This is a genomic window from Pontibacter sp. 13R65, from assembly GCF_047525655.1.
Lineage (GTDB): Bacteria > Bacteroidota > Bacteroidia > Cytophagales > Hymenobacteraceae > Pontibacter.
In genome coordinates, this window is sequence record NZ_JBLIQL010000006.1 from 70,713 (window position 1) to 90,585 (window position 19,873).

Below are 19,873 nucleotides of genomic sequence, written 5' to 3' on the forward strand. Positions count from 1 at the left end.
ACCTGGTCTAGATCGCATTACCGCTTTTGGGGCTCTGGAAGGGTAATTTCATTAGAATAATTTACTTGCTGGCTTACTGTTGATCTGTAGGTGCGCCTTCGCCTTTAGGTTGACTAACCTTGATGAATGAGCTTATAAAACAGAAAGGCCCACACACTGATTAGGAGGTGGGCCTGCTGCAAGAGGTGTAAAGATTATTTTTTTTCAGCCAGCACAGTTTCTGCCTTGGCAGCGCCAATATAAGCAGCTAATTGAGTTGGCTTCAGAATTTTGGCTGCCTCTGCAAGAAACTCACTATTCAGGCTTTCGAGCTGGCTAGTTCTATCAGTTGTTTCCTGCAACTCAGATAGATTCAGTTTGTACTCCGCATAAAGCGCTTTAAGTTGAACATACTGACTTTCGTTCAGCTCTAACTGCTGAATTAGTTTACTGTTAACCTCTTTGATCTTTAAAGCTGCGGCAGTTTCATTTTCCACATTGTTTGTGGAAAAAGCAGTCGCGTTGGCAGTAGGAAGTGTACCAGCTAGTAAAATAGCGGAGGCAAGAATAGCGAATTGCTTTTTCATTTTTATATAGGTGTTGAATGTTACGGTTATAGTGTACCGAAACATTGACAACACCAGTGCCAAAATGAAAAAACGGCTTTTACACTTCCTTATTGAAGGTTAAGCAGCTTAGTTCCATATCCGCTAATCCCTAAATGGGAAAAACAATGCGTTTTTGGGAAAATATTTATACTTTAGATGCCAACAAATATAAAACGGCCATTCTAATGGCTACTCCGTTTTCTACCTGGTTTAATATAATAGAGTGATGAGAATCTGCGGCATCGCTGCTAAGTTCTACACCACGGTTAATTGGGCCAGGGTGCATAATGGTAATTTCCTTATCGAGGCTATTAAGCAGCTTTTTGTCTATGCCATAGTACAGGGAGTACTCGCGCAACGATGGGAAGTACTTCATTTGCATACGCTCCAGCTGTATACGAAGTACGTTAGCTACATCGCACCAGGCAAGGGCTTTGCGCACATCTAATTCCACTTTAACTCCCAACGACTTTATATGCTTAGGCAACAGCGTAGAGGGCCCACACACCATTACTTCTGCGCCAAGTTTCTGAAGGGCAAAAATATTGGACAAGGCCACACGCGAATGCATAATATCTCCAATAATCACCATTTTTTTACCAGCCACATCGCCCAGTCTTTCGCGAATGGAGAAAGAATCGAGCAGCGCTTGGGTGGGGTGCTCGTGGGTGCCATCTCCGGCATTAACTATGTTGGCTTTGATATGGCGCGACAGAAAGTGGGGAGCACCAGGGCTGGCATGGCGCATTACAATCATATCCACTTTCATGGCCAATATGTTGTTGACCGTATCAAGCAGTGTTTCGCCTTTTTTTACGGAGCTGCCGCTGGAAGAGAAGTTAATAACATCAGCGGACAGTCTTTTCTCTGCCAGCTCGAAGGAGAGACGGGTACGGGTAGAGTTTTCGAAGAAGACATTGGCAATGGTAATATCTCGCAACGAGGGCACTTTTTTAATGGGTCGGTTTAGAACATCTTTAAAGTTATCCGCTGTTTCGAAGATAAGGCGAATATCTTCAGCAGTAATGTCTTTTATTCCTAACAGGTGCCGCGCGCTAAGCTCTTGCATGTGAAATTTAGTCTTCGTTTTTGGTAATTAACCAGATATTGTCTTCCTGTGTGTCTTGCCCCTTCCACTCTACCAGCACTCGCTGGGATTGAATAGAATTAACACGGCGCCCAACATAGGTTGGCTCTATGGGCAAATGGCGGCTGTGTAGCCTATCAATCAGCACCAGCAACTCTACGTTGGCCGGTCGACCAAAAGCAATCATGGCATCCAGAGCAGCCCGTACGGAGCGTCCTGTATAAAGCACATCATCCACGAGTATTACTTTTTTTCCTTCAATCAGAAAGTCAATGCGGGTGGCATTGGCAGTGAGCGGTGTATTTCTTCTCCTGAAATCGTCGCGGTGAAAGGTGGTATCGAGGTAACCGGTGGGTACCTGTACGCCTAGTATAGTTTCCAGGTTAGCCTGCAGGCGCTGTGCTACCTGGCGGCCTCGGGGCTGTAAACCAATAATCACGGAGTCAGAAAAATCGCCGTGGTTCTCGATGAGTTGGTGGCAAAGGCGCATCACCATTATCTCGAGCAGTTGGTGGTTAACGATAAGTCTTTTCTGCATAGCCGGAGTTCTAGCTGCAAATATAGAGAGTTCAGCTAAAGAATCTAAAATTTTAAGCTAGGTAATCTTTCCAATACCTGATTTATGAACAGGCCTTCTACATGATTCTAATGAAATAAGCCTTTTGCCAGATTTCAGATGCCAGACCTTAGGACTAGTTCTACCTATAAGTAATTCAATTACTCATTATCCTTTTTATCTAAATCAATGATCAATACATCAGCTCATTACAGAATCAACACCCTAAACAAATTTGTCTAATAAAAATGGCCTTCCGGAGGCAAAATTTGGAAAAACAAGACAAAATAAAAGGGGGCTGCAGATTTCTGCAGCCCCCTTTTTGGCTTATGGAGTTATTATTAGCTTATGGCAAGTCTAACTTCATATCTGGGGTGTTCATCTCAAAGCCAACTCTTCTGTTCTGAGAACGAGCTTTAGCAGTTCTTGCTTTAGAAAGACGAGTATTAACTTTTACGAGTGGCTGCGTTTCGCCGTAACCTCTGGTCACGAGTCTGTCAGCGTTTCTTACACCTCTAGAGATTAAGTAATCTTTTACAGCTTGTGCACGACGCTCAGACAGAGCCTGGTTGTACTCTTCAGAACCAATGTGGTCAGCATGACCTTTGATCAGGAGTACATGGTCAGGGTATTTCTCAAGCGCTACGATAATGCTGTCAAGTAACTGCTGGTATCCGTCCTGAACTCTTGATTGGTTAAATTCGAAACGAACTTTCTCTTCCATTAACTTCAGAGTAGCGGCATCAAGATCTGGGCAACCACCTTTTTCAGCAGGTCCAGGAGTGTTAGGGCAGATATCCTGATCATCTGGAACACCGTCACCGTCTGAGTCTACAGTACAGCCATCTGGGCCAACTTGTACGCCTGCAGGAGTGTCTGGGCATTTGTCATCAATATCTGGAACACCATCACCATCTGAATCTGGGCAACCACGCAATGCGGCAGAACCTGCCTCATCTGGGCAACGGTCATCTTTGTCAGCTACACCATCACCGTCACGGTCTGGGCAACCTTGCGTTGCAGCAGTTCCTGCCTCAGTTGGGCATTGATCAAGGTAATCAGGCACACCATCACCGTCAGAGTCGATAGGGCAACCATTTTTGTCAACTTGCACACCAGCTGGAGTGTCTGGGCACTTGTCTCTTCTGTCTGGCACACCGTCACCGTCTGTGTCAGTGGCACGGCCTAAGTTAAAACCAAGACCAACATTATGCATTAAGAAACGGTCGTTATCACCGCTAGATGGCTGATTATCGAAACCATCGTTTCCTGTAATCACATAGTTAGACTGAATAAAAGCGCTAACAGCATCAGAGAAACGAAAACGGATACCAGCACCACCCATGGCAGCAGCTGTCACAAAGTTGTTTTTAGCAACCGCAGCACCGTTTGTCGCACCTTCAGTTCTTACATGCATACCACCACCGGCAACTTGTAAGTATGGTCCGATAAAGGCATCCTCTTTCAGAATAGTACCATACATTTTAAGGCGTAAGCCAAGCATAGCGCTTCCTACTTGTGCATCAAAGTTGTTCTGATCGCTCTGGTGAGCTTCGGTGCTACCATAGGTCAGGTGAAGACCAAGATCAAAAGATGGGCTCAGGTAACGGTTTACTGATAAACCACCGCCCCACTCGAGCCTGTTGCTTTCGAAAAACTGGTTTTCTAATTCACCCTTATATTGAAGTGCACTACCATAAATCTGCAGGTTAGTGCGCCGATCTGCATTTTGTGCAAGTAAGGCTGTACTTGCTGACAGCAGGAATACAAGCATAAATGCAATTGTACATAGTTTTGTTAAATGTGTTCGCATAATTCTATGAAATATATTTTGATATGACAATACGTACATGTTTACAGGTTAGTTTTAGTTGATGTACGAAAAAACAGGGTTAATTAAGTTTCTGGTGTTTGAGAGTGTCTGAAATAAGGATAAGCAGTAATGTTCTTTTATAAAAGAGCCCTTAAATTATTCCTATATTCAAGCTATTCCTAAGCGCTTGATATTCTATGATAAAGGTCTATTACTGTGAGCCGGTACCGGACCTATGGTAGCAGATACCATCTAATTAGATTCTTATTTCAACTCTTTGTTTTAGAAAAGGTTTTAAATCGTAATTTTTTTTGGTTTTCAGGTTCTAAATCTCATCAATGTGGCGTGTTTTCATAATTTTCTAGAGTTAAAGGATGGAACTTATATAAAGGCCTGAATTAAAGCACAGGCTATGGCTTCATGAGTTGCTCTATGTCATCTGCCTCCAATGGAATATCCTGCATTAGGTTTAGCGGCCCGTTTTTGGTTACCAGAATATTGTTTTCCAGGCGAACTCCAATCCCCTCTTCCCTTATATAGATTCCTGGCTCACATGTAAACACCATGCCTTCCTCAAAAGGCCTGTATTTATTACCAACATCGTGCACATCTAACCCAAGCAAATGAGAGGTGCCATGCATAAAATACTTTTTGTAAAGCGGCTTTGCAGGATCCTGGTTACGCACATCAGATTCGTTGAGCAGCCCCAGATTTATAAGCTCATTCTGCATAACAGTACCAACAAAGGAGTGGTACTGATCCAGCGAATTACCAGGCACCAGCATTTGAATGGCTGCTTTCATTACGCGCAGCACCGAATCGTATACCTGCCGTTGCCGCTTTGTAAATTTGCCATTTACCGGCACTGTTCGTGTTAAATCGGCGGCATAATTGGCATACTCAGCACCAAAGTCCATCAGCACCAGTTCTCCGTCTTTGCACTCCTCGTTATTATCGGTATAGTGCAGAATGCAGGCATTGGCACCAGAGGCTATAATAGAGCTGTAGGCTGGTCCACGCGACCGGTTCCGAAGAAACTCGTGGTAAATTTCCGCCTCTATCTCATACTCCATTACACCTGGTTTAATAAAACCAAGCAACCTCCTGAACGCCTGCCCTGTAATAGCGCAGGCTTTTTTCATCAGCTCGATTTCAGCCTCTGATTTTATAGCTCTCAGGTGGTGCATAATAGGCGCACTTCGCTCGTACTTGTGCAGTGGATACTGCTGCATGCACCACTTAATAAAGCGTGCATCGCGGGTCTCTACCTCTACCACCGCCCGCATATGCTCGTTGGTGTTCAGGTACACATGTTCTGCCTGCGACATAAGCACATGAAGCACCTGCTTAAACTCGTCGAGCCAGAAAATTGTTTTGATACCGGAAACTTCTGCGGCTTGCTGTTTGGTAAGTTTATAACCTTCCCAAGTTAAAATAAGGTCGTTTGTTTCGCGCAGGAAAAGGATTTCCTGCATGTTGGGGTCTTTGGAATCGGGAAAAAGCAGCAGAATGCTCTCCTCCTGATCTATACCCGTAAGGTAGAACAAGTCGCTGTTCTGCCTGAAGGCCATTGTGCCGTCCGCATTAGTTGGCATAATGTCGTTGGCATGAAAAACAGCAATAGAACCAGGTTTCAGCTGCTTTCTGAAGTTCTGTCGGTTTCGGACAAACAACTGATTCGTAACGGGCAAGTATCGCATGTTTTATAGCTTTTCTTGATAAATTAGGCGTTCCAAAAGTAACGCCCCCCTCCTTGTCGGCACAAATGTAAAACAATATACCGAAAAAACTATTATCAAATTTCAAAGAAAGTACAACACTCTGAGGTTCAGGCTCCATATGCCCAATTTTAGATCACAGAGATAAAGTGTAATTTTGAAACTGAAAAAAAGCAACTATATGATCAGAATCGGCTACGATGCCAAACGCGCTTTTAACAACACATCGGGGCTTGGCAACTACAGCAGGTTCGTAATTTCAAGCATGATCCGGCATAATCCTGATCAGCAGTATCTACTTTTCACTCCTAAAGTCTCGTCTCTTTTCGACCAGTTTTATCCATCTGCGCCATCTGTGCAGGTGGTGCGACCAGTGCGGGGGCTTCAGAAAAAGCTTGCCTCCTTGTGGCGCGTATTTGGTATGCAGCGTACTTTCCTTAAACATCCAGTAGATATTTACCATGGGCTTAGCAATGAGCTCCCGATTGGGTTAACGCAAAACTATCCTAAAACGATTGTCACTATTCATGACCTTATCTTTTTACGGTTCCCGGAGCTATACAAGCCTTTAGACCGGCTTATATACAGGCAAAAAGTAAAGTATGCTTGCCAGCACAGCAATCATATTATCGCGATCTCGGAGCAGACTAAGGCCGATCTTATATCATACTTTAACGTAAGGAGCTCACATATTAGTGTCGTGTATCAAGATTGCGACCCGGCTTTTCATCAAAAATGCACGCCAGCACAACTGCAGCAGGTTAAGCAGCAATACAGGCTGCCCCAGCAGTATGTATTAAGTGTGGGCACGCTTGAGCAGCGCAAAAACCAACTACTGCTGCTTAGGGCCTGGCATGGCCAAGGCCTACATCATTCTACCAGCATCGTGTTTGTTGGCCGCAGAACACCTTATGCTGCGCAACTAGAAGCTTTTGTGCAGCAACATGGACTTCAGCAAAAGGTGCACTTTCTACCTTATATTCCGTTTCAGGAGTTACCTGCCATTTTCCAGCTTGCCAGTCTGTTTGTTTACCCTTCGCTGTTCGAGGGGTTTGGTATACCTATCGTAGAAGCGCTCAACAGCGGTATACCAGTCATTTCCTCTACTGGCTCCTGCTTTCAGGAAGCCGGAGGCCCTCGAAGCCTGTATGTAGCTCCTGGTGATACAGAGGCACTGGGGAAAGCCATGCAGCAGGTATTGGAAGATCCTGCCCTGAGGGAGCAGATGATTTCGGCAGGGTATGCACATGCCTTAAAGTTCCGGCCCGAGCACACTGCCGCGCAGCTGCAAAAACTTTATGAGCAGGTACTCCTAAAATAGCTGCTGGCAACGATTTTGTGTGAGCAGTTCTCATGTAGTGCCTGTAGTATGGTACATTTTTCGTACCTTTGTCCTCCAATTTTCCTACTGAATGCTTGATTATCATATCCATATATTGTCGAACGGCATCCGAATCGTTCACAAACAAGTACTACATACCAAAATTGCACATAGCGGCTTTATTTTAGATATAGGCAGCCGCGATGAGTTACCTGAAGAACTAGGCCTTGCGCACTTCTGGGAGCACATGGCTTTTAAGGGAACCACCAAACGGAAGTCTTTCCATATTCTGAACAGGCTCGAAACGGTGGGAGGCGAACTTAATGCCTACACCACCAAAGAAAAGCTCTGCCTCTACAGCTCTGTCCTCGATAAGCATTTTGAAAAGTCATTCGAATTGCTCACCGACATTACCTTTCACTCTATTTTTCCGGAGAAAGAAATAGAAAAAGAGCGTGGCGTTATTCTGGAGGAAATGGCCATGTACCTCGACACTCCCGAGGAGGCTATTGTAGATGAGTTCGATAACGTGGTTTATAAAAACCATCCACTCGGCAACAATATTTTAGGTACCAAAGAAAGCGTCTCGAGCTTCAAGAAGAAGGATTTTCTGGATTTTATTTCTAGAAACCTGAGCACCGATTCGCTTGTATTCTGCTCTGTGAGCAACCTGCCTTTTAAAAAGGTGGTGCAGCTGGCCGAGAAATACCTGTCGGAAATACCTGTTATCAGTAAACAGCGCGATCGGATTCCGTTCAAGGGGTATACACCACACGCAGTCACCTTCGAAAAGCCTATTTCGCAGGCGCATTGCGTATTAGGCGGCCCTGCTTATGCGTTGAATGATGAGCGCCGCATCCCGTTTTTCCTGCTTGTGAACCTGCTGGGTGGTCCTGGCATGAACTCGCGGCTTAACCTGGCCGTGCGCGAAAAACATGGCCTCGTGTATACCATAGATGCCAATTACGCTACGTATATAGATACAGGCCTGCTTTCAATTTACTTTGGCACAGAGAAAAAGCAACTGAACCGCACTACTTCATTAGTTTTAAAAGAACTGAAAAAGCTCCGCGAAAAACCACTGGGCTCGCTGCAACTCCACACAGCCAAGGAGCAACTCATGGGCCAACTGGCTATGGCCGAAGAAAGCAATATGGGCCTGATGATGATGATGGGCAAAAGTATTCTCGACCAGGAGAAGGTAGATACGCTGAATGAAATCTTTGATCAGATAAGAGGCATTACCGCCAACGACCTGGTAACGATTGCCAACGATGTGCTACGCGAAGACCAGCTAAGTTTCCTGAACTATGTTCCGGCGTAGCTGGGAATTAAAAATCAGAAATTATGAATTAAAAATGAGGAGACAACAAGCTTTTCATTACCAAATCTTCAAACTAACAACATGGAATTCTTAGACGAAGAGTTGCAACGCTACGCCGAAGACCATACTTCAGCAGAAAGTGAGTTGCTGCACAAAGTAAATAGGCAGACGCACCTACAGGTGCTGAAACCCCGCATGCTCTCTGGTCACCTGCAGGGGCGTTTGCTGGCCATGTTTTCGCAGATGATTCGGCCAAAGCAGATTCTGGAAGTAGGCACCTATACTGGTTACTCCGCCCTTTGCCTAGCCGAAGGGCTGCAACCAGGCGGCACCCTACATACCATTGATAAGAACGAGGAATTGGAAGACCGGGTACTGGGCTACTTCAAAGAGGCCGGTCTAGAAGACAGCATTAAGCTCCACATCGGCAATGCACTGAAGATTATCCCGTCGCTCGATACCGCTTTTGATCTTGTATTTCTGGATGCTGACAAAATAAATTACGCCAACTACTACGACCTGGTGTTCGACAAAGTAGCTCCTGGCGGTTACATTATTGCCGACAATGTACTCTGGAGCGGCAAGGTACTCGAAAAGTACCGCAAAAAGCTCGACGAAGACACAGCTGCCGTCATCGCCTTCAACAAAAAGATACACGACGATACACGCGTGGAAAACATCCTGCTACCCGTCCGAGACGGCCTGCTCGTAGCGCGAAAGCTCTAAAATAACCTCCGGAAGGCCTTTTTCATTAGAATAATTTGGTTGGCAGCAAGCTACAGGGCAGACTGCTTTGCCAGGTGCCCTTATTGACGATTTTTTGTTTGAGCGTTCAGCGAGTTCAAAATCGTCTTGATTTTTTTGGTTCTTTTTGTATCAAAACAAAAAGAACAAGGAAGCCAGCAATACAACAGCTTCACTCCAAAGTCACAGCAATAAAAAAAGCTATGCGAACTTAGACCAAACCAAAAATAGCAGAAGCTAACGAATCTCGCTCACGATAGAAGGTTAAACCGTTGGCATGAAAGTACGAGCTACAAGCTCGCACTAGCGAGGGAGTCAGTAGCCATTGCTGACGGATCTAGCCCACAAGATCTTCCTCCTAAGACGACAAAAATAGGACTACCCGAAATATTGGAGGAGAAGAGAAAAGCTGGCATCTGAAATTGTCAGTGGGTTAAAGGAAATCTGTGCATCAAGTAAGCTCTAGGTAATACATCCTCAAAAAATCCTCCGGAAGGCTAATTCCATTAGAATAATTTTACCACAGGTGGTAACGCGCTTCCGCCACATCAGACAAATGTCGCCACATATTCTAAGTTTGGCAGCTACACTAATGCAACACAAACACTAACAACAGCTTAGCCTTCTCCCCTCTCTGCACGTTCGCCTTCGCTCACACACTCAGAACCGGCTTCAGCAAAAAAAAGTCAAATATCTTTCCTTCAGATTTTAAAATAAGGGAGTAATTCTGTTAATTTCGCAATAATATCACTACATATAGAACAGCCTATATAATAGCTCTTTACCTGCAGTTCGTTAAACAGAAAGTAGAGATATTTTTCCTTTAGCCAAATAAAATAGCCTTATTTTTTAACCTATGAGAAAGAACCTGCCCCTTCTCCTCCTAATGCTGCTTATGCTGCCTGTCCTCGCACTGGCACAAGCCGTAATTGTTCCTAAAAATGTTACCGTTGCCGATATCCAAATTAGAATATCAGACAGGGCACAGCAGGAAATCCAGAAAAAAGTGGATGCCCTGCACCGCAATCAAACATACTTCAGGAACCGGGTGGAACTGGCTGATGCGTATTTCCCCTGGATAGAGCGCACATTTAAAGAAGAAGGTGTTCCGGATGATTTTAAATACCTGGCACTGCAGGAGAGCGGACTGATCGGCGATGCTGTTTCTACCTCGAATGCCGTAGGTTACTGGCAGTTTAAAAAAGAGGCGGCCTCCGACTTTAACCTCCGCATGGACCATATTATAGATGAGCGCAGGCATATTATAGAAGCCAGCAGAGGGGCGGCCAAATATTTCAAGCGTAGCAACACCTACTACAACAATTGGTTCAACACCATTCTTTCGTACTACCTGGGGCCAACTGGCGCCAAAGCGGCCACCAAAACCTCTGATATAGGCAGCAAGAGAATGGAAGTAACTGAGAAAACACATACCTACCTGCTTACTTACCTGGCGCATAAAATAGCCTACGAGAACTTTGTAGGCAAAACCACCAGTCCGACGCTGATGCTGAGCGAAATGCGCTGCACTCCTGGTCAAAGCCTGCTCGATATTGCACTTGCAACCAAAATAGATGCAGGAGAGCTGGAGAAATACAACAAATGGCTTTTAGGCGGCACTATTCCATCAGACAAAGATTACTACGTCATGATACCGATGCGTTCCGGTCAAGATCCTACTTTACTGGCTTCTAAAGGTCCTGTAGCCAGAACCGGCAACCTGGCGGGATATGCCACCACCACCTCTATCACCAAACTACATGGCCTCAATGCCCTGGTAGCCCGTAGAGGAGACACCAAAGAAAAACTCGCCAAACAAAACAACATATCGCTGCGCAAATTCCAGAAATACAACGACCTCTACAGCTTCGATGAAGTAAAAGAAGGAGGAATTTATTACCTGGAGCAAAAGAAAACAAGTGCCGATGTGGCACAGCATGTGGTGCAGCCCGGCGAGACCATGCACATGATATCGCAGCATTATGGCATTCAATTGAGCCACCTGGTGTTTAATAACCGCATGGACCGCAGCGAAACCCCAGTGGCAGGCCGTGTGCTCTGGCTACAAAAACGCCGCCCCGCCCGAACTCCGGTGGAGGTGCGCGACCTGAACAAGTCCGCTGTTGCGGCTGCGCCTGCTCCAATTGCTTCGGCTAAACAAGCACCTGTAAAACAGACATCAGCACCACAAAAGCAGGCCCCTCAGCAGGAAGAACCAAAAGGCAACTTCTTTACCAGGCTCATCAACAGCCTAAAAGGCAAAAAAAATGAGCCTGAACCTGTTCCAATGGAAGAACCAGTAGACGAACCGGAGGAAGAGCAAAAAGAAACTGAACTTGTGGAGACTGAACTAGACGAGCAGGAATCAACATCTCCTGCTCCCGCAGCCAAAGTAAAGAACGAGGCCATATACCCCGGCAGCCAGTCGCAAAAAGCAACCACCACTGCTACAACACCAGCAAAGCAAACAGAAACCCCGGCAGCCACTCAACCAGTCGGCACTATAACGCCTGCGACTGTAGCAAAAACCAAAGTAGTTGCCGATACGGTGCTTTTTGAGCGAGGCGTTTCCTGGGAATCTGAGCCAGGCGCTACAACCAAACCGCAACCAAAACCTGTAGAAACTCATTTGCCCCCTCCCGCACAGGAGCCTCAGCCAAAACCAGTGCAGGAAATAACAATAGAGCCGTTAGATGAAGAACCCCTAAAGGAACAAGAGGTTGAGCAGCAGGAAAGTACAGTTGTGGAGCAGGGAGACCTACCGGCAGACAACCCTGTTGCAGCTCCGGCTGTTGCACCTGCCCAGCATACTGTAAAACAAGGGGAAACGCTTTATAGTATCTCCAGAGCCTATGCTGTTTCTATTAATGATATTTCTAATTGGAATGATCTAGGAGAAACGCCTATCAAAGTAGGGCAGGTACTGCTTATTGCTGAGCCGCAAGTAATACCGGCAGAGGAGCCCGGGGCAGCTGCCCCTGCCACACAGCCTGTTCACACGCACACTGTGGTGGCAGGCGAAACACTCTACCAAATCTCCAAAAAGTATGGTATATCGGTAGATGAACTAAAAGCCTGGAACAACCTGACAGCAACCGGCCTCTCTATCGGGCAGGAGCTACAGGTAACAGCCCCAGCCGAGGTAGTCGAGGAAGCTCCAGTCGAGAATAAGCCATCTGGCACAGCCGGAGGCAATCAATCGAAGTACCACACCGTAGCAACCGGCGAGAGCCTGTACCAGATTTCCCGCAAGCACGATATCACCATAAAAGAGATTATGGAATGGAATAATAAAAGCGACTTTAGTGTGAAAGTAGGCGAAAAGCTTCTCATCCGGAAAAAATAGTTCTGCTGTTGTCAGATAAGCTTCTACACCTGCGCCTGCCCCTCCTGGAGCAGGCGCAGGTGTTTTTTATAATCTGATATTTACTAGAGTTGGCCTTAGAGTAAATTATTCTAATAAAAATGGCCTTCCGGAGGCTTTTTTGATGTGGCTGCTTATACCCTCTTCCTCTCAAAAACCATCTTTTAAGGTCTTCCCTTCTGGTTTGGCCAAAAATCATCTCTCTTCAGGTGGGGCAGTAAGGTTAGAGGCAGATTGCAAACCTGTGGCAATCTCCGGAATGATACCGAGGCGCTGGTAGATCGGGTAAACGAGTTTGCGCAATTTGGCGAGGTTAAAAGCAAATGGTACTATGCTGATGGCGACCAGGAACCCACAACCTACCAGTGTATACGATACGCCAATATGTTCTGCTACCGCTCCTGCCAGCATGCTGCCAAAGGGTGCCATGCCCATAAAAGCCATGCTGTAGAGGCTCATTACACGACCACGTTTGTCGTCTTCCACAATCGTCTGCAGCAAAGTATTACAAGAGGCCATCGACACGATCATGCCAAATCCGCTCACAAACATACACACCAGCGATACCAGTAGCACTTCCGATAACGCAAAAGCCATTAGGCCCACCCCAAACAGCAGCATCGTAAACACAATCAGTTTGCCCATGCCCAGCACCGACTTGCGCTGCGCCAGAAACAAGGCCCCAACTAATGCTCCCACACCCGATGCTCCCATCAGGTAACCAAGTGTGTTAGCCCCGCCATGCAGAATGTCGCGGGCGAAAACCGGCATGAGCACACTAAAGGGCATCCCAAACAGGCTCAGCTGCGCCACAATGAGTAGCAGCGCACGTATGGGCGCAAACCCGAAGGCATAGCTAAAGCCTTCTGTCAGAGAAGCCCATACCTTTCGTTCCTGCTTCACTCGCTCCACAAACTTAAGCCGCATGAGCAGCAGCGACCCAATTACGGCCACATAGCTCACTGCATTGAGCAAAAAGCACATGCCCTCTCCTACCAGCGCAATCAGAATACCTGCAATAGACGGACCTACCAAGCGCGCCATATTAAACATAGAAGAATTCAGGGCAATGGCATTGCTCACATCCTCCCGCTTCTCTACCATCTCGATCACAAAAGCTTGCCTGGCAGAAATGTCGAATGCATTAACGGTACCCAAAAAGGCACTTAGCGACAGAATATGCCAGACCTGAATCTGATCTGTCAGAACGAGTGCGGCCAAGGTAGAAGCCTGCACCATAGAGAGTGCCTGCGTAATAAGGAGTGTCCGGTGGCGGTTAAACTTATCAGAAGCCACTCCCGCAATCGGACCCAAAAGGAAAGCGGGCACTTGGTTGCAAAATGTTACAGCTCCCAACAAAAAAACAGAATCAGTCAGGCGGTACACCAACCAGCTTAGGGCAATCTGCTGCATCCAGGTGCCGATTAGCGAAATACCTTGCCCTACAAAAAATAGCCTATAGTTGCGGTACTTTAAGGCCCTGAACATGCCACTTAACCTGCCAGGAGGTTCTTGCTGCTGTAGTACTTCTTTATCCATTCTGTTTTTAATCTTCCACACCGCCTCTTGCTTACGCAATATGCCTGCTATCAAGTTATCTGATTTTTGATTTATTGCATGCACCTTATAACGGAAGTGCAGAGCCCAAATTATTTAAATGAAAAGGGTCCTCCAAAGGTGTCTGCACCAGCTACTGCTGTAGGAAAACCTGTCTGTATTAAAAAAGTAATTGCTTTTCTCCAACGCTCCTTCTACCTTTGGAATACACTTTAGGGGTGTTCTGCCACAAAAACAAAGCGCAGAACTGAGATATACCCTCTGAACCTGATACAGTTAGCACTGACGAAGGGAAAAGTATATGAGAAACACACCAGTCTTCCTACTTCTTCTTGTTGCCGCTCGGCGCACCAGCGTTCATGCTACCTGCATCACATCCCGAGCAAACCATGAAAATATTTATTAACAACCAGCCGGAGGAGCTACAGCTTCCCCAAACCGTTGCTGCTGTCCTTAACAGACTGCAGCTGCCCCACACGCGTGGCATCGCCATTGCCGTGAACAACCAGATTGTGCCCAAAATACAATGGGAGGCACACCAACTGCAGGAAAACGATAAACTCACCGTCATCAAAGCCACACAGGGCGGGTAAGCCAAACCGCTTCCTCCTGTTGCTGGTGCGAGCTTGTAGCTCGTACCTCCTATTTGCTCTATTGAAAGATTAATCGGCTGTAGTCAAATTGGCAGCAAGTCTGGTTTTAAAAGTTGAAAGTACGAGCTACAAGCTCGCACTAGCAGTGAGACTCATGCTAGCCTTTCCTCCAGCACCAGAATCAAAGAAATAGATAGGACAAATCATTTTGCATCACTTGAAAAGTCCTGTGTCTTGTGTACTTCCAAAAAATCTAACATCTAGTATCTAAAAAAGATGAGAAAAGAAAAAACACCAACCGCCAGTGCCATTACGCGCTCTCCTTTTACAGGCTCCCGCAAAGTTTATGTGCCGGGCCAGCTGCACAATATTAAAGTTGCCATGCGTGAAATTGTGCTGGAAGACACTGTGCATAAATTCCTGGGCGAGGAAACCCGCGAAACCAATGCACCGGTAACCGTGTACGACACCAGTGGCCCCTACACCGACCCTAGTGTCGAGATTGATGTGCGTCAGGGCCTGCCACGCCTGCGCGAAGAATGGATTCTGAACCGGGGTGATGTGGAGGAACTGCAGGACGTGAGTTCAGCCTATGGCAAAGCCAGAAAAGAAGACAGCAACCTCGATGCTTTTAGGTTTGAACACATCCGCAAACCGCTGAAGGCGAAGCCGGGGCAGAACGTGAGCCAGTTGCATTATGCCCGCAAAGGCATTATCACGCCCGAGATGGAGTACATCGCCATCCGCGAGAACCAGCGCATCCAGGAACTGAAGGAGCTGGGGCATCAGCACGAAGGCCACAGCTTCGGAGCTAATACACCCAAAGGCTTCATCACACCCGAATTCGTAAGAGCCGAAGTAGCAGCAGGCCGTGCCATTATCCCGAGCAACATCAACCACCCTGAAAGCGAGCCGATGATTATTGGCCGGAATTTCCTGGTGAAGATTAATGCTAACATCGGCAACTCTGCTGTTACCTCCAGCATTGAGGAAGAAGTAGAAAAAGCCGTATGGGCCTGCCGCTGGGGCGCCGATACCATCATGGACCTTAGCACCGGCAAAAACATTCATGAAACCCGCGAGTGGATTATCCGCAACTCACCTGTTCCGATTGGCACCGTACCTATTTACCAGGCGCTGGAGAAGGTGAACGGCAAAGCCGAAGACCTGACCTGGGAGATTTTCCGCGACACCCTCATTGAGCAGGCAGAACAGGGTGTGGACTATTTCACGATTCATGCAGGTGTGCTGCTGCGCTACGTGCCACTCACAGCCAAACGTGTAACCGGTATTGTCTCGCGAGGTGGTTCTATTATGGCGAAATGGTGCCTGGCGCATCATAAAGAAAGCTTCCTGTACACACACTTCGAAGAGATATGCGAGATCATGAAAGCTTACGATGTGGCCTTCTCGCTGGGCGACGGACTACGCCCCGGCTGTATTGCCGATGCCAACGATGCCGCGCAATTTGCCGAACTGGAGACGCTGGGCGAGCTGACAAAAATTGCCTGGAAGCACGATGTACAGGTGATTATTGAAGGTCCCGGCCACATTCCGATGCACCTGATCAAGGAGAACATGGAGAAGCAGCTGAAGGAGTGCCACGAAGCACCGTTCTATACCCTCGGCCCCCTCACCACCGATATTGCGCCCGGCTACGACCACATTACCTCGGCCATTGGTGCCGCTATGATAGGTTGGTTTGGCACTGCCATGCTTTGCTACGTTACCCCGAAAGAGCACCTCGGCTTGCCGAACAAAAAAGATGTAAAAGACGGTGTCATCACCTACAAACTGGCTGCCCACGCTGCCGACTTAGCCAAAGGTCACCCCGGCGCACAGTACCGCGACAACGCCCTGAGCAAAGCGCGCTTCGAGTTCCGGTGGCAGGACCAGTTCAACCTGTCGCTCGACCCAGATACCGCCCGCGAGTTCCACGACGAAACCTTACCTGCTGAAGGTGCTAAAGTAGCCCACTTCTGCTCCATGTGCGGCCCCAACTTCTGCTCCATGAAAATAACCCAGGAAGTACGCGACTACGCCGAAAAAACAGGTGTAGCCACAGAAGAAGTGCTGGACAAAGGCATGGCCGAAAGAGCAGAGGCATTTAAGGCGCAGGGATCAGAAATTTATTTATAAACCTCCCGATGAAGAACATAGCAAAACTGCACTACATCACGCAGGCGCTGAACAGCAACACTCATGCACAAGCCGCTGAAGTAGCCTGTGCCGCCGGCGCGGACTGGGTGCAGTTACGGGTAAAGGACCAGCCATACGAGGAATGGAAAGAGGAGGCCCTGCAAACGCAGGCGATCTGCCGCACCTATGGCAGCACCTTTATTATAAACGATAATGCAAAGTTAGCCGCAGAGGTAGGCGCAGACGGTGTTCACCTGGGCAAAACAGACATGTCGCCGGTGGAGGCACGGGAGCTATTAGGTGCTGATAAGATTATAGGAGGCACAGCTAATATCTTCGAGGATGTGCAGCAGTTGGCAGCGGCCGGAGTCGATTATATTGGCCTCGGTCCTTTTCGCTTCACCTCCACCAAACAAAACCTGAGCCCGATTCTAGGCCTGAGCGGCTTTGAACAAATCCTGCAGCAGTGCCAGCTTGCAGGTATTACCACACCTGTTGTAGCCATTGGTGGCATTCTGGCAGCAGATATTGCTCCTTTGCTGGCAACAGGGGTGCATGGTGTGGCGGTGTCGTCGGTTATAAACCTTGCAACAGATAAATTGGGTGAAATGCAAAAGCTTCGGAAGGAGCTGCAGCTGAAGCAGGATAATGTTAGACCTCGCAGCGTCTAAAATACCTGCAAGCGTCTTTAGCTAACAGAACAGCTGAAACTGATCGGGCACTCAAATAAATAATGATAGCTTTTGAAAGCAAAAAATACTGTTGCTAGTAATACAGATCAGCAGAAGTTACTGGCACAGACACTCCCAGGTCTTTTAGGCGCTGCGAGGTCATGTGAAAAACATTTTTCAGGAAGAACAACATGCAACAATTAACTATAGCAGATAAAACATTCAGCTCCCGCCTTTTTACCGGCACGGGCAAGTTCAGCTCGAGCCAGCAGATGGAGGAAGCGCTGCTGGCATCCGGCTCGGAGCTGGTAACGGTAGCCCTGAAGCGAGTAGATGTGCACAAGCAGGACGATGATATTCTGCAACACCTCTCGCACGAGCAGTTTAACCTATTGCCCAACACCTCAGGCGTGCGCAATGCCCGAGAAGCTGTTTTCGCCGCACAATTGGCACGCGAAGCCCTCGAAACCAATTGGCTTAAACTGGAAATTCACCCGGACCCAAAGTACCTCCTCCCCGATCCCATCGAAACACTGAAGGCGGCGGAAGAGCTGGTGAAACTGGGCTTTATTGTGCTACCGTATATCCACGCCGACCCTGTACTGTGCAAGCGATTAGAGGACGTAGGTACAGCAGCCGTCATGCCACTTGGTTCGCCCATCGGCAGCAACAGCGGCCTGCAAACACGCGAGTTTTTGAAAATTATAATTCAGCAAAGTCATGTGCCGGTGGTGGTCGATGCTGGCATTGGCGCTCCTTCGCATGCTGCCGAGGCTATGGAGTTAGGAGCCGATGCGGTGCTGGTAAATACCGCCATTGCCGTTTCGCCGAACCCGGTGCAAATGGCAGGAGCCTTTAAAATGGCCGTAGAAGCAGGTCGTATGGCTTACGAAGCCAAGCTGGCTCCAACAGGTAGTGTAGCAGAAGCCAGTAGCCCGCTGACGGCTTTTCTTGACGAGATTTGATTGTTGAATGATTGGTTAAGGTCCTTTCGCTGGTGCGAGCTTGCAGCTCGTACCTTTTCAGTACAGAACAGCAATTACCTTCAGATAAAGACAAATTATTCTAATGAAAACAGCCTTCTGAAGGTAATTAAGCTGTTTCCTATCAAGGGCACACAGCATATGATACGAGCTGCAAGCTCGCGCCAGCTAAGCAACAATTTAATCATCAAACAAACAACAACTAACAACCAGCAAAACTTTTAACTTTTAACTATACCAAGTGACTTTCGCAGACATATTTGAGCAACAGAACTGGGACCAAGTAAAGCAGAGCATCTATGCCAAAACAGGTGCAGATGTAGAACGGGCACTGGCAAAATCGTCACGAGATTTGGAGGATTTTAAAGCTTTGATTTCTCCGGCTGCCATGCCCTATCTGGAGCAAATGGCACGGCTAAGTCAGCAACTGACGCAGAAGCGGTTCGGCAAAACACTGCAGATGTACATTCCACTCTACCTCTCTAACGAGTGCCAGAACATCTGCACCTACTGCGGCTTCAGCCTCGACAACCCTATGCCCCGCACCACCCTCACCGACGAGCAGATACTCGAGGAGGTGAAGGTGATCAAAAGCTACGGCTACGACCATGTGCTGCTGGTAACCGGTGAGGCAAACAAAACGGTGGGAGTCCCTTATTTTAAAAATGTGCTTCAGCTCATCCGCCCTTACTTCTCGCATATCTCCATGGAGGTACAGCCGCTGGACCAACATGAATACGAAGAGCTCATACCATTGGGGCTGAACACGGTGCTGGTGTACCAGGAAACGTATCATCAGGAAGATTACAAAAAGCACCATCCCAAAGGCAAAAAATCTAACTTCCAGTACCGCTTCGACACTCCTGACCGTTTGGGCAAGGCAGATGTGTATAAAATCGGCTTGGGTGTACTGATTGGCCTGGAAGATTGGCGCACCGACAGCTTCTTCACGGCGCTGCACCTGAGCTACCTCGAAAAGAAATACTGGAAAACGAAGTATTCTATTTCGTTCCCGAGGCTACGGCCTTTCTCTGGCGGACTGCCACCCAAAGTAGAGATGAACGACCGGGAGCTGGTGCAACTGATCTGTGCGTACCGGATTTTTAACGAGGAAGTGGAGTTGTCGCTCAGCACCAGGGAGAGCCAAAGTTTTCGTAACAACGTGATCCGGCTCGGTATCACCTCCATCAGTGCCGGCTCCAAAACAGATCCGGGCGGCTATGCTTCCAAAGTTAATGCGCTGGAGCAGTTCGAAATCAGCGACGAACGCACCCCCGCTGAAATCATCAGCATGATCCGCACCCAGGGCTACGAAGCTGTTTGGAAGGATTGGGACAATGTATTGAGTTAGAAAGTTTGAGATTGAATTGGGGAGCAGCTATTGAGCAGGCTAAAATTTCGGTTTACTTTGAGTAT

Annotated in this window: 15 protein-coding genes and 1 riboswitch; of the genes, 9 read left to right on the forward strand and 6 right to left on the reverse strand. The window is 47.5% G+C overall.

The annotated features are described in order from the left end of the window. Positions 1-194: 194 nt before the first annotated feature. From ACMA1I_RS09555 to ACMA1I_RS09575, 5 genes are all read right to left on the reverse strand, one after another. On the reverse strand, positions 195-566 hold the full coding sequence (locus ACMA1I_RS09555; protein WP_337068091.1) for a hypothetical protein: 372 nt from the start codon (positions 564-566) through the stop codon (positions 195-197). A gap of 166 nt (positions 567-732) precedes the next feature. Then, positions 733-1,656 (reverse strand): aspartate carbamoyltransferase catalytic subunit, encoded by a 924-nt coding sequence (locus ACMA1I_RS09560; protein ID WP_337068092.1) that lies wholly within the window; start codon positions 1,654-1,656, stop codon positions 733-735. 7 nt (positions 1,657-1,663) lie between these two features. Next, a complete protein-coding gene (pyrR, locus tag ACMA1I_RS09565; RefSeq protein ID WP_337068093.1) occupies positions 1,664-2,212 on the reverse strand; it encodes a bifunctional pyr operon transcriptional regulator/uracil phosphoribosyltransferase PyrR in 549 nt (182 codons plus the stop codon). A 364-nt stretch (positions 2,213-2,576) separates the two neighbouring features. Then, entirely contained in the window at positions 2,577-4,004 is a 1,428-nt protein-coding gene (locus ACMA1I_RS09570) for an OmpA family protein (RefSeq protein ID WP_337068094.1), read from the reverse strand. 449 nt (positions 4,005-4,453) lie between these two features. Beyond that, positions 4,454-5,743, reverse strand: coding sequence for an aminopeptidase P N-terminal domain-containing protein (locus ACMA1I_RS09575; RefSeq protein WP_337068095.1), 1,290 nt, complete (start codon positions 5,741-5,743; stop codon positions 4,454-4,456). 199 nt (positions 5,744-5,942) lie between these two features. Here ACMA1I_RS09575 and ACMA1I_RS09580 point away from each other — a divergent pair, with 199 nt between their 5' ends. From ACMA1I_RS09580 to ACMA1I_RS09595, 4 genes are all read left to right on the forward strand, one after another. Next, the gene (locus tag ACMA1I_RS09580) at positions 5,943-7,082 is read left to right on the forward strand and encodes a glycosyltransferase family 1 protein (protein WP_337068096.1); all 1,140 of its coding nucleotides are present in this window, start codon (positions 5,943-5,945) and stop codon (positions 7,080-7,082) included. Positions 7,083-7,173: 91 nt separating this feature from the next. Beyond that, positions 7,174-8,406: a pitrilysin family protein gene (locus ACMA1I_RS09585; protein ID WP_337068097.1), complete on the forward strand. Its 1,233-nt coding sequence runs from the start codon at positions 7,174-7,176 to the stop codon at positions 8,404-8,406. 81 nt (positions 8,407-8,487) lie between these two features. Then, positions 8,488-9,132, forward strand: a complete 645-nt coding sequence (locus ACMA1I_RS09590; protein ID WP_337068098.1) for an O-methyltransferase — start codon at positions 8,488-8,490, stop codon at positions 9,130-9,132. An 874-nt stretch (positions 9,133-10,006) separates the two neighbouring features. Further along, the gene (locus ACMA1I_RS09595) at positions 10,007-12,496 is read left to right on the forward strand and encodes a LysM peptidoglycan-binding domain-containing protein (protein ID WP_337068099.1); all 2,490 of its coding nucleotides are present in this window, start codon (positions 10,007-10,009) and stop codon (positions 12,494-12,496) included. 213 nt (positions 12,497-12,709) lie between these two features. Here ACMA1I_RS09595 and ACMA1I_RS09600 read toward each other — a convergent pair whose 3' ends face one another. Continuing rightward, the gene (locus tag ACMA1I_RS09600) at positions 12,710-14,053 is read right to left on the reverse strand and encodes an MFS transporter (RefSeq protein WP_337068100.1); all 1,344 of its coding nucleotides are present in this window, start codon (positions 14,051-14,053) and stop codon (positions 12,710-12,712) included. Between the two features lie 222 nt (positions 14,054-14,275). After that, positions 14,276-14,382, forward strand: a riboswitch (TPP riboswitch). A 78-nt stretch (positions 14,383-14,460) separates the two neighbouring features. Between ACMA1I_RS09600 and thiS the strand changes: the two genes are divergently transcribed. The 5 genes from thiS (at position 14,461) to thiH (ending at position 19,808) form a co-directional block, all read left to right on the forward strand. Next, positions 14,461-14,664 (forward strand): sulfur carrier protein ThiS, encoded by a 204-nt coding sequence (thiS, locus tag ACMA1I_RS09605; RefSeq protein ID WP_337068101.1) that lies wholly within the window; start codon positions 14,461-14,463, stop codon positions 14,662-14,664. Between the two features lie 276 nt (positions 14,665-14,940). After that, positions 14,941-16,803 carry a phosphomethylpyrimidine synthase ThiC gene (gene thiC / locus ACMA1I_RS09610; protein ID WP_337068102.1) on the forward strand — a complete coding sequence of 621 codons (1,863 nt, stop codon included), beginning with the start codon at positions 14,941-14,943 and terminating at the stop codon, positions 16,801-16,803. 8 nt (positions 16,804-16,811) lie between these two features. Then, positions 16,812-17,474 (forward strand): thiamine phosphate synthase, encoded by a 663-nt coding sequence (locus tag ACMA1I_RS09615; protein ID WP_337068103.1) that lies wholly within the window; start codon positions 16,812-16,814, stop codon positions 17,472-17,474. A gap of 191 nt (positions 17,475-17,665) precedes the next feature. Then, the gene (locus ACMA1I_RS09620; RefSeq protein WP_337068104.1) at positions 17,666-18,439 is read left to right on the forward strand and encodes a thiazole synthase; all 774 of its coding nucleotides are present in this window, start codon (positions 17,666-17,668) and stop codon (positions 18,437-18,439) included. 259 nt (positions 18,440-18,698) lie between these two features. Next, on the forward strand, positions 18,699-19,808 hold the full coding sequence (thiH, locus tag ACMA1I_RS09625) for a 2-iminoacetate synthase ThiH (protein ID WP_337068105.1): 1,110 nt from the start codon (positions 18,699-18,701) through the stop codon (positions 19,806-19,808). The last annotated feature ends 65 nt before the right edge of the window (positions 19,809-19,873 follow it).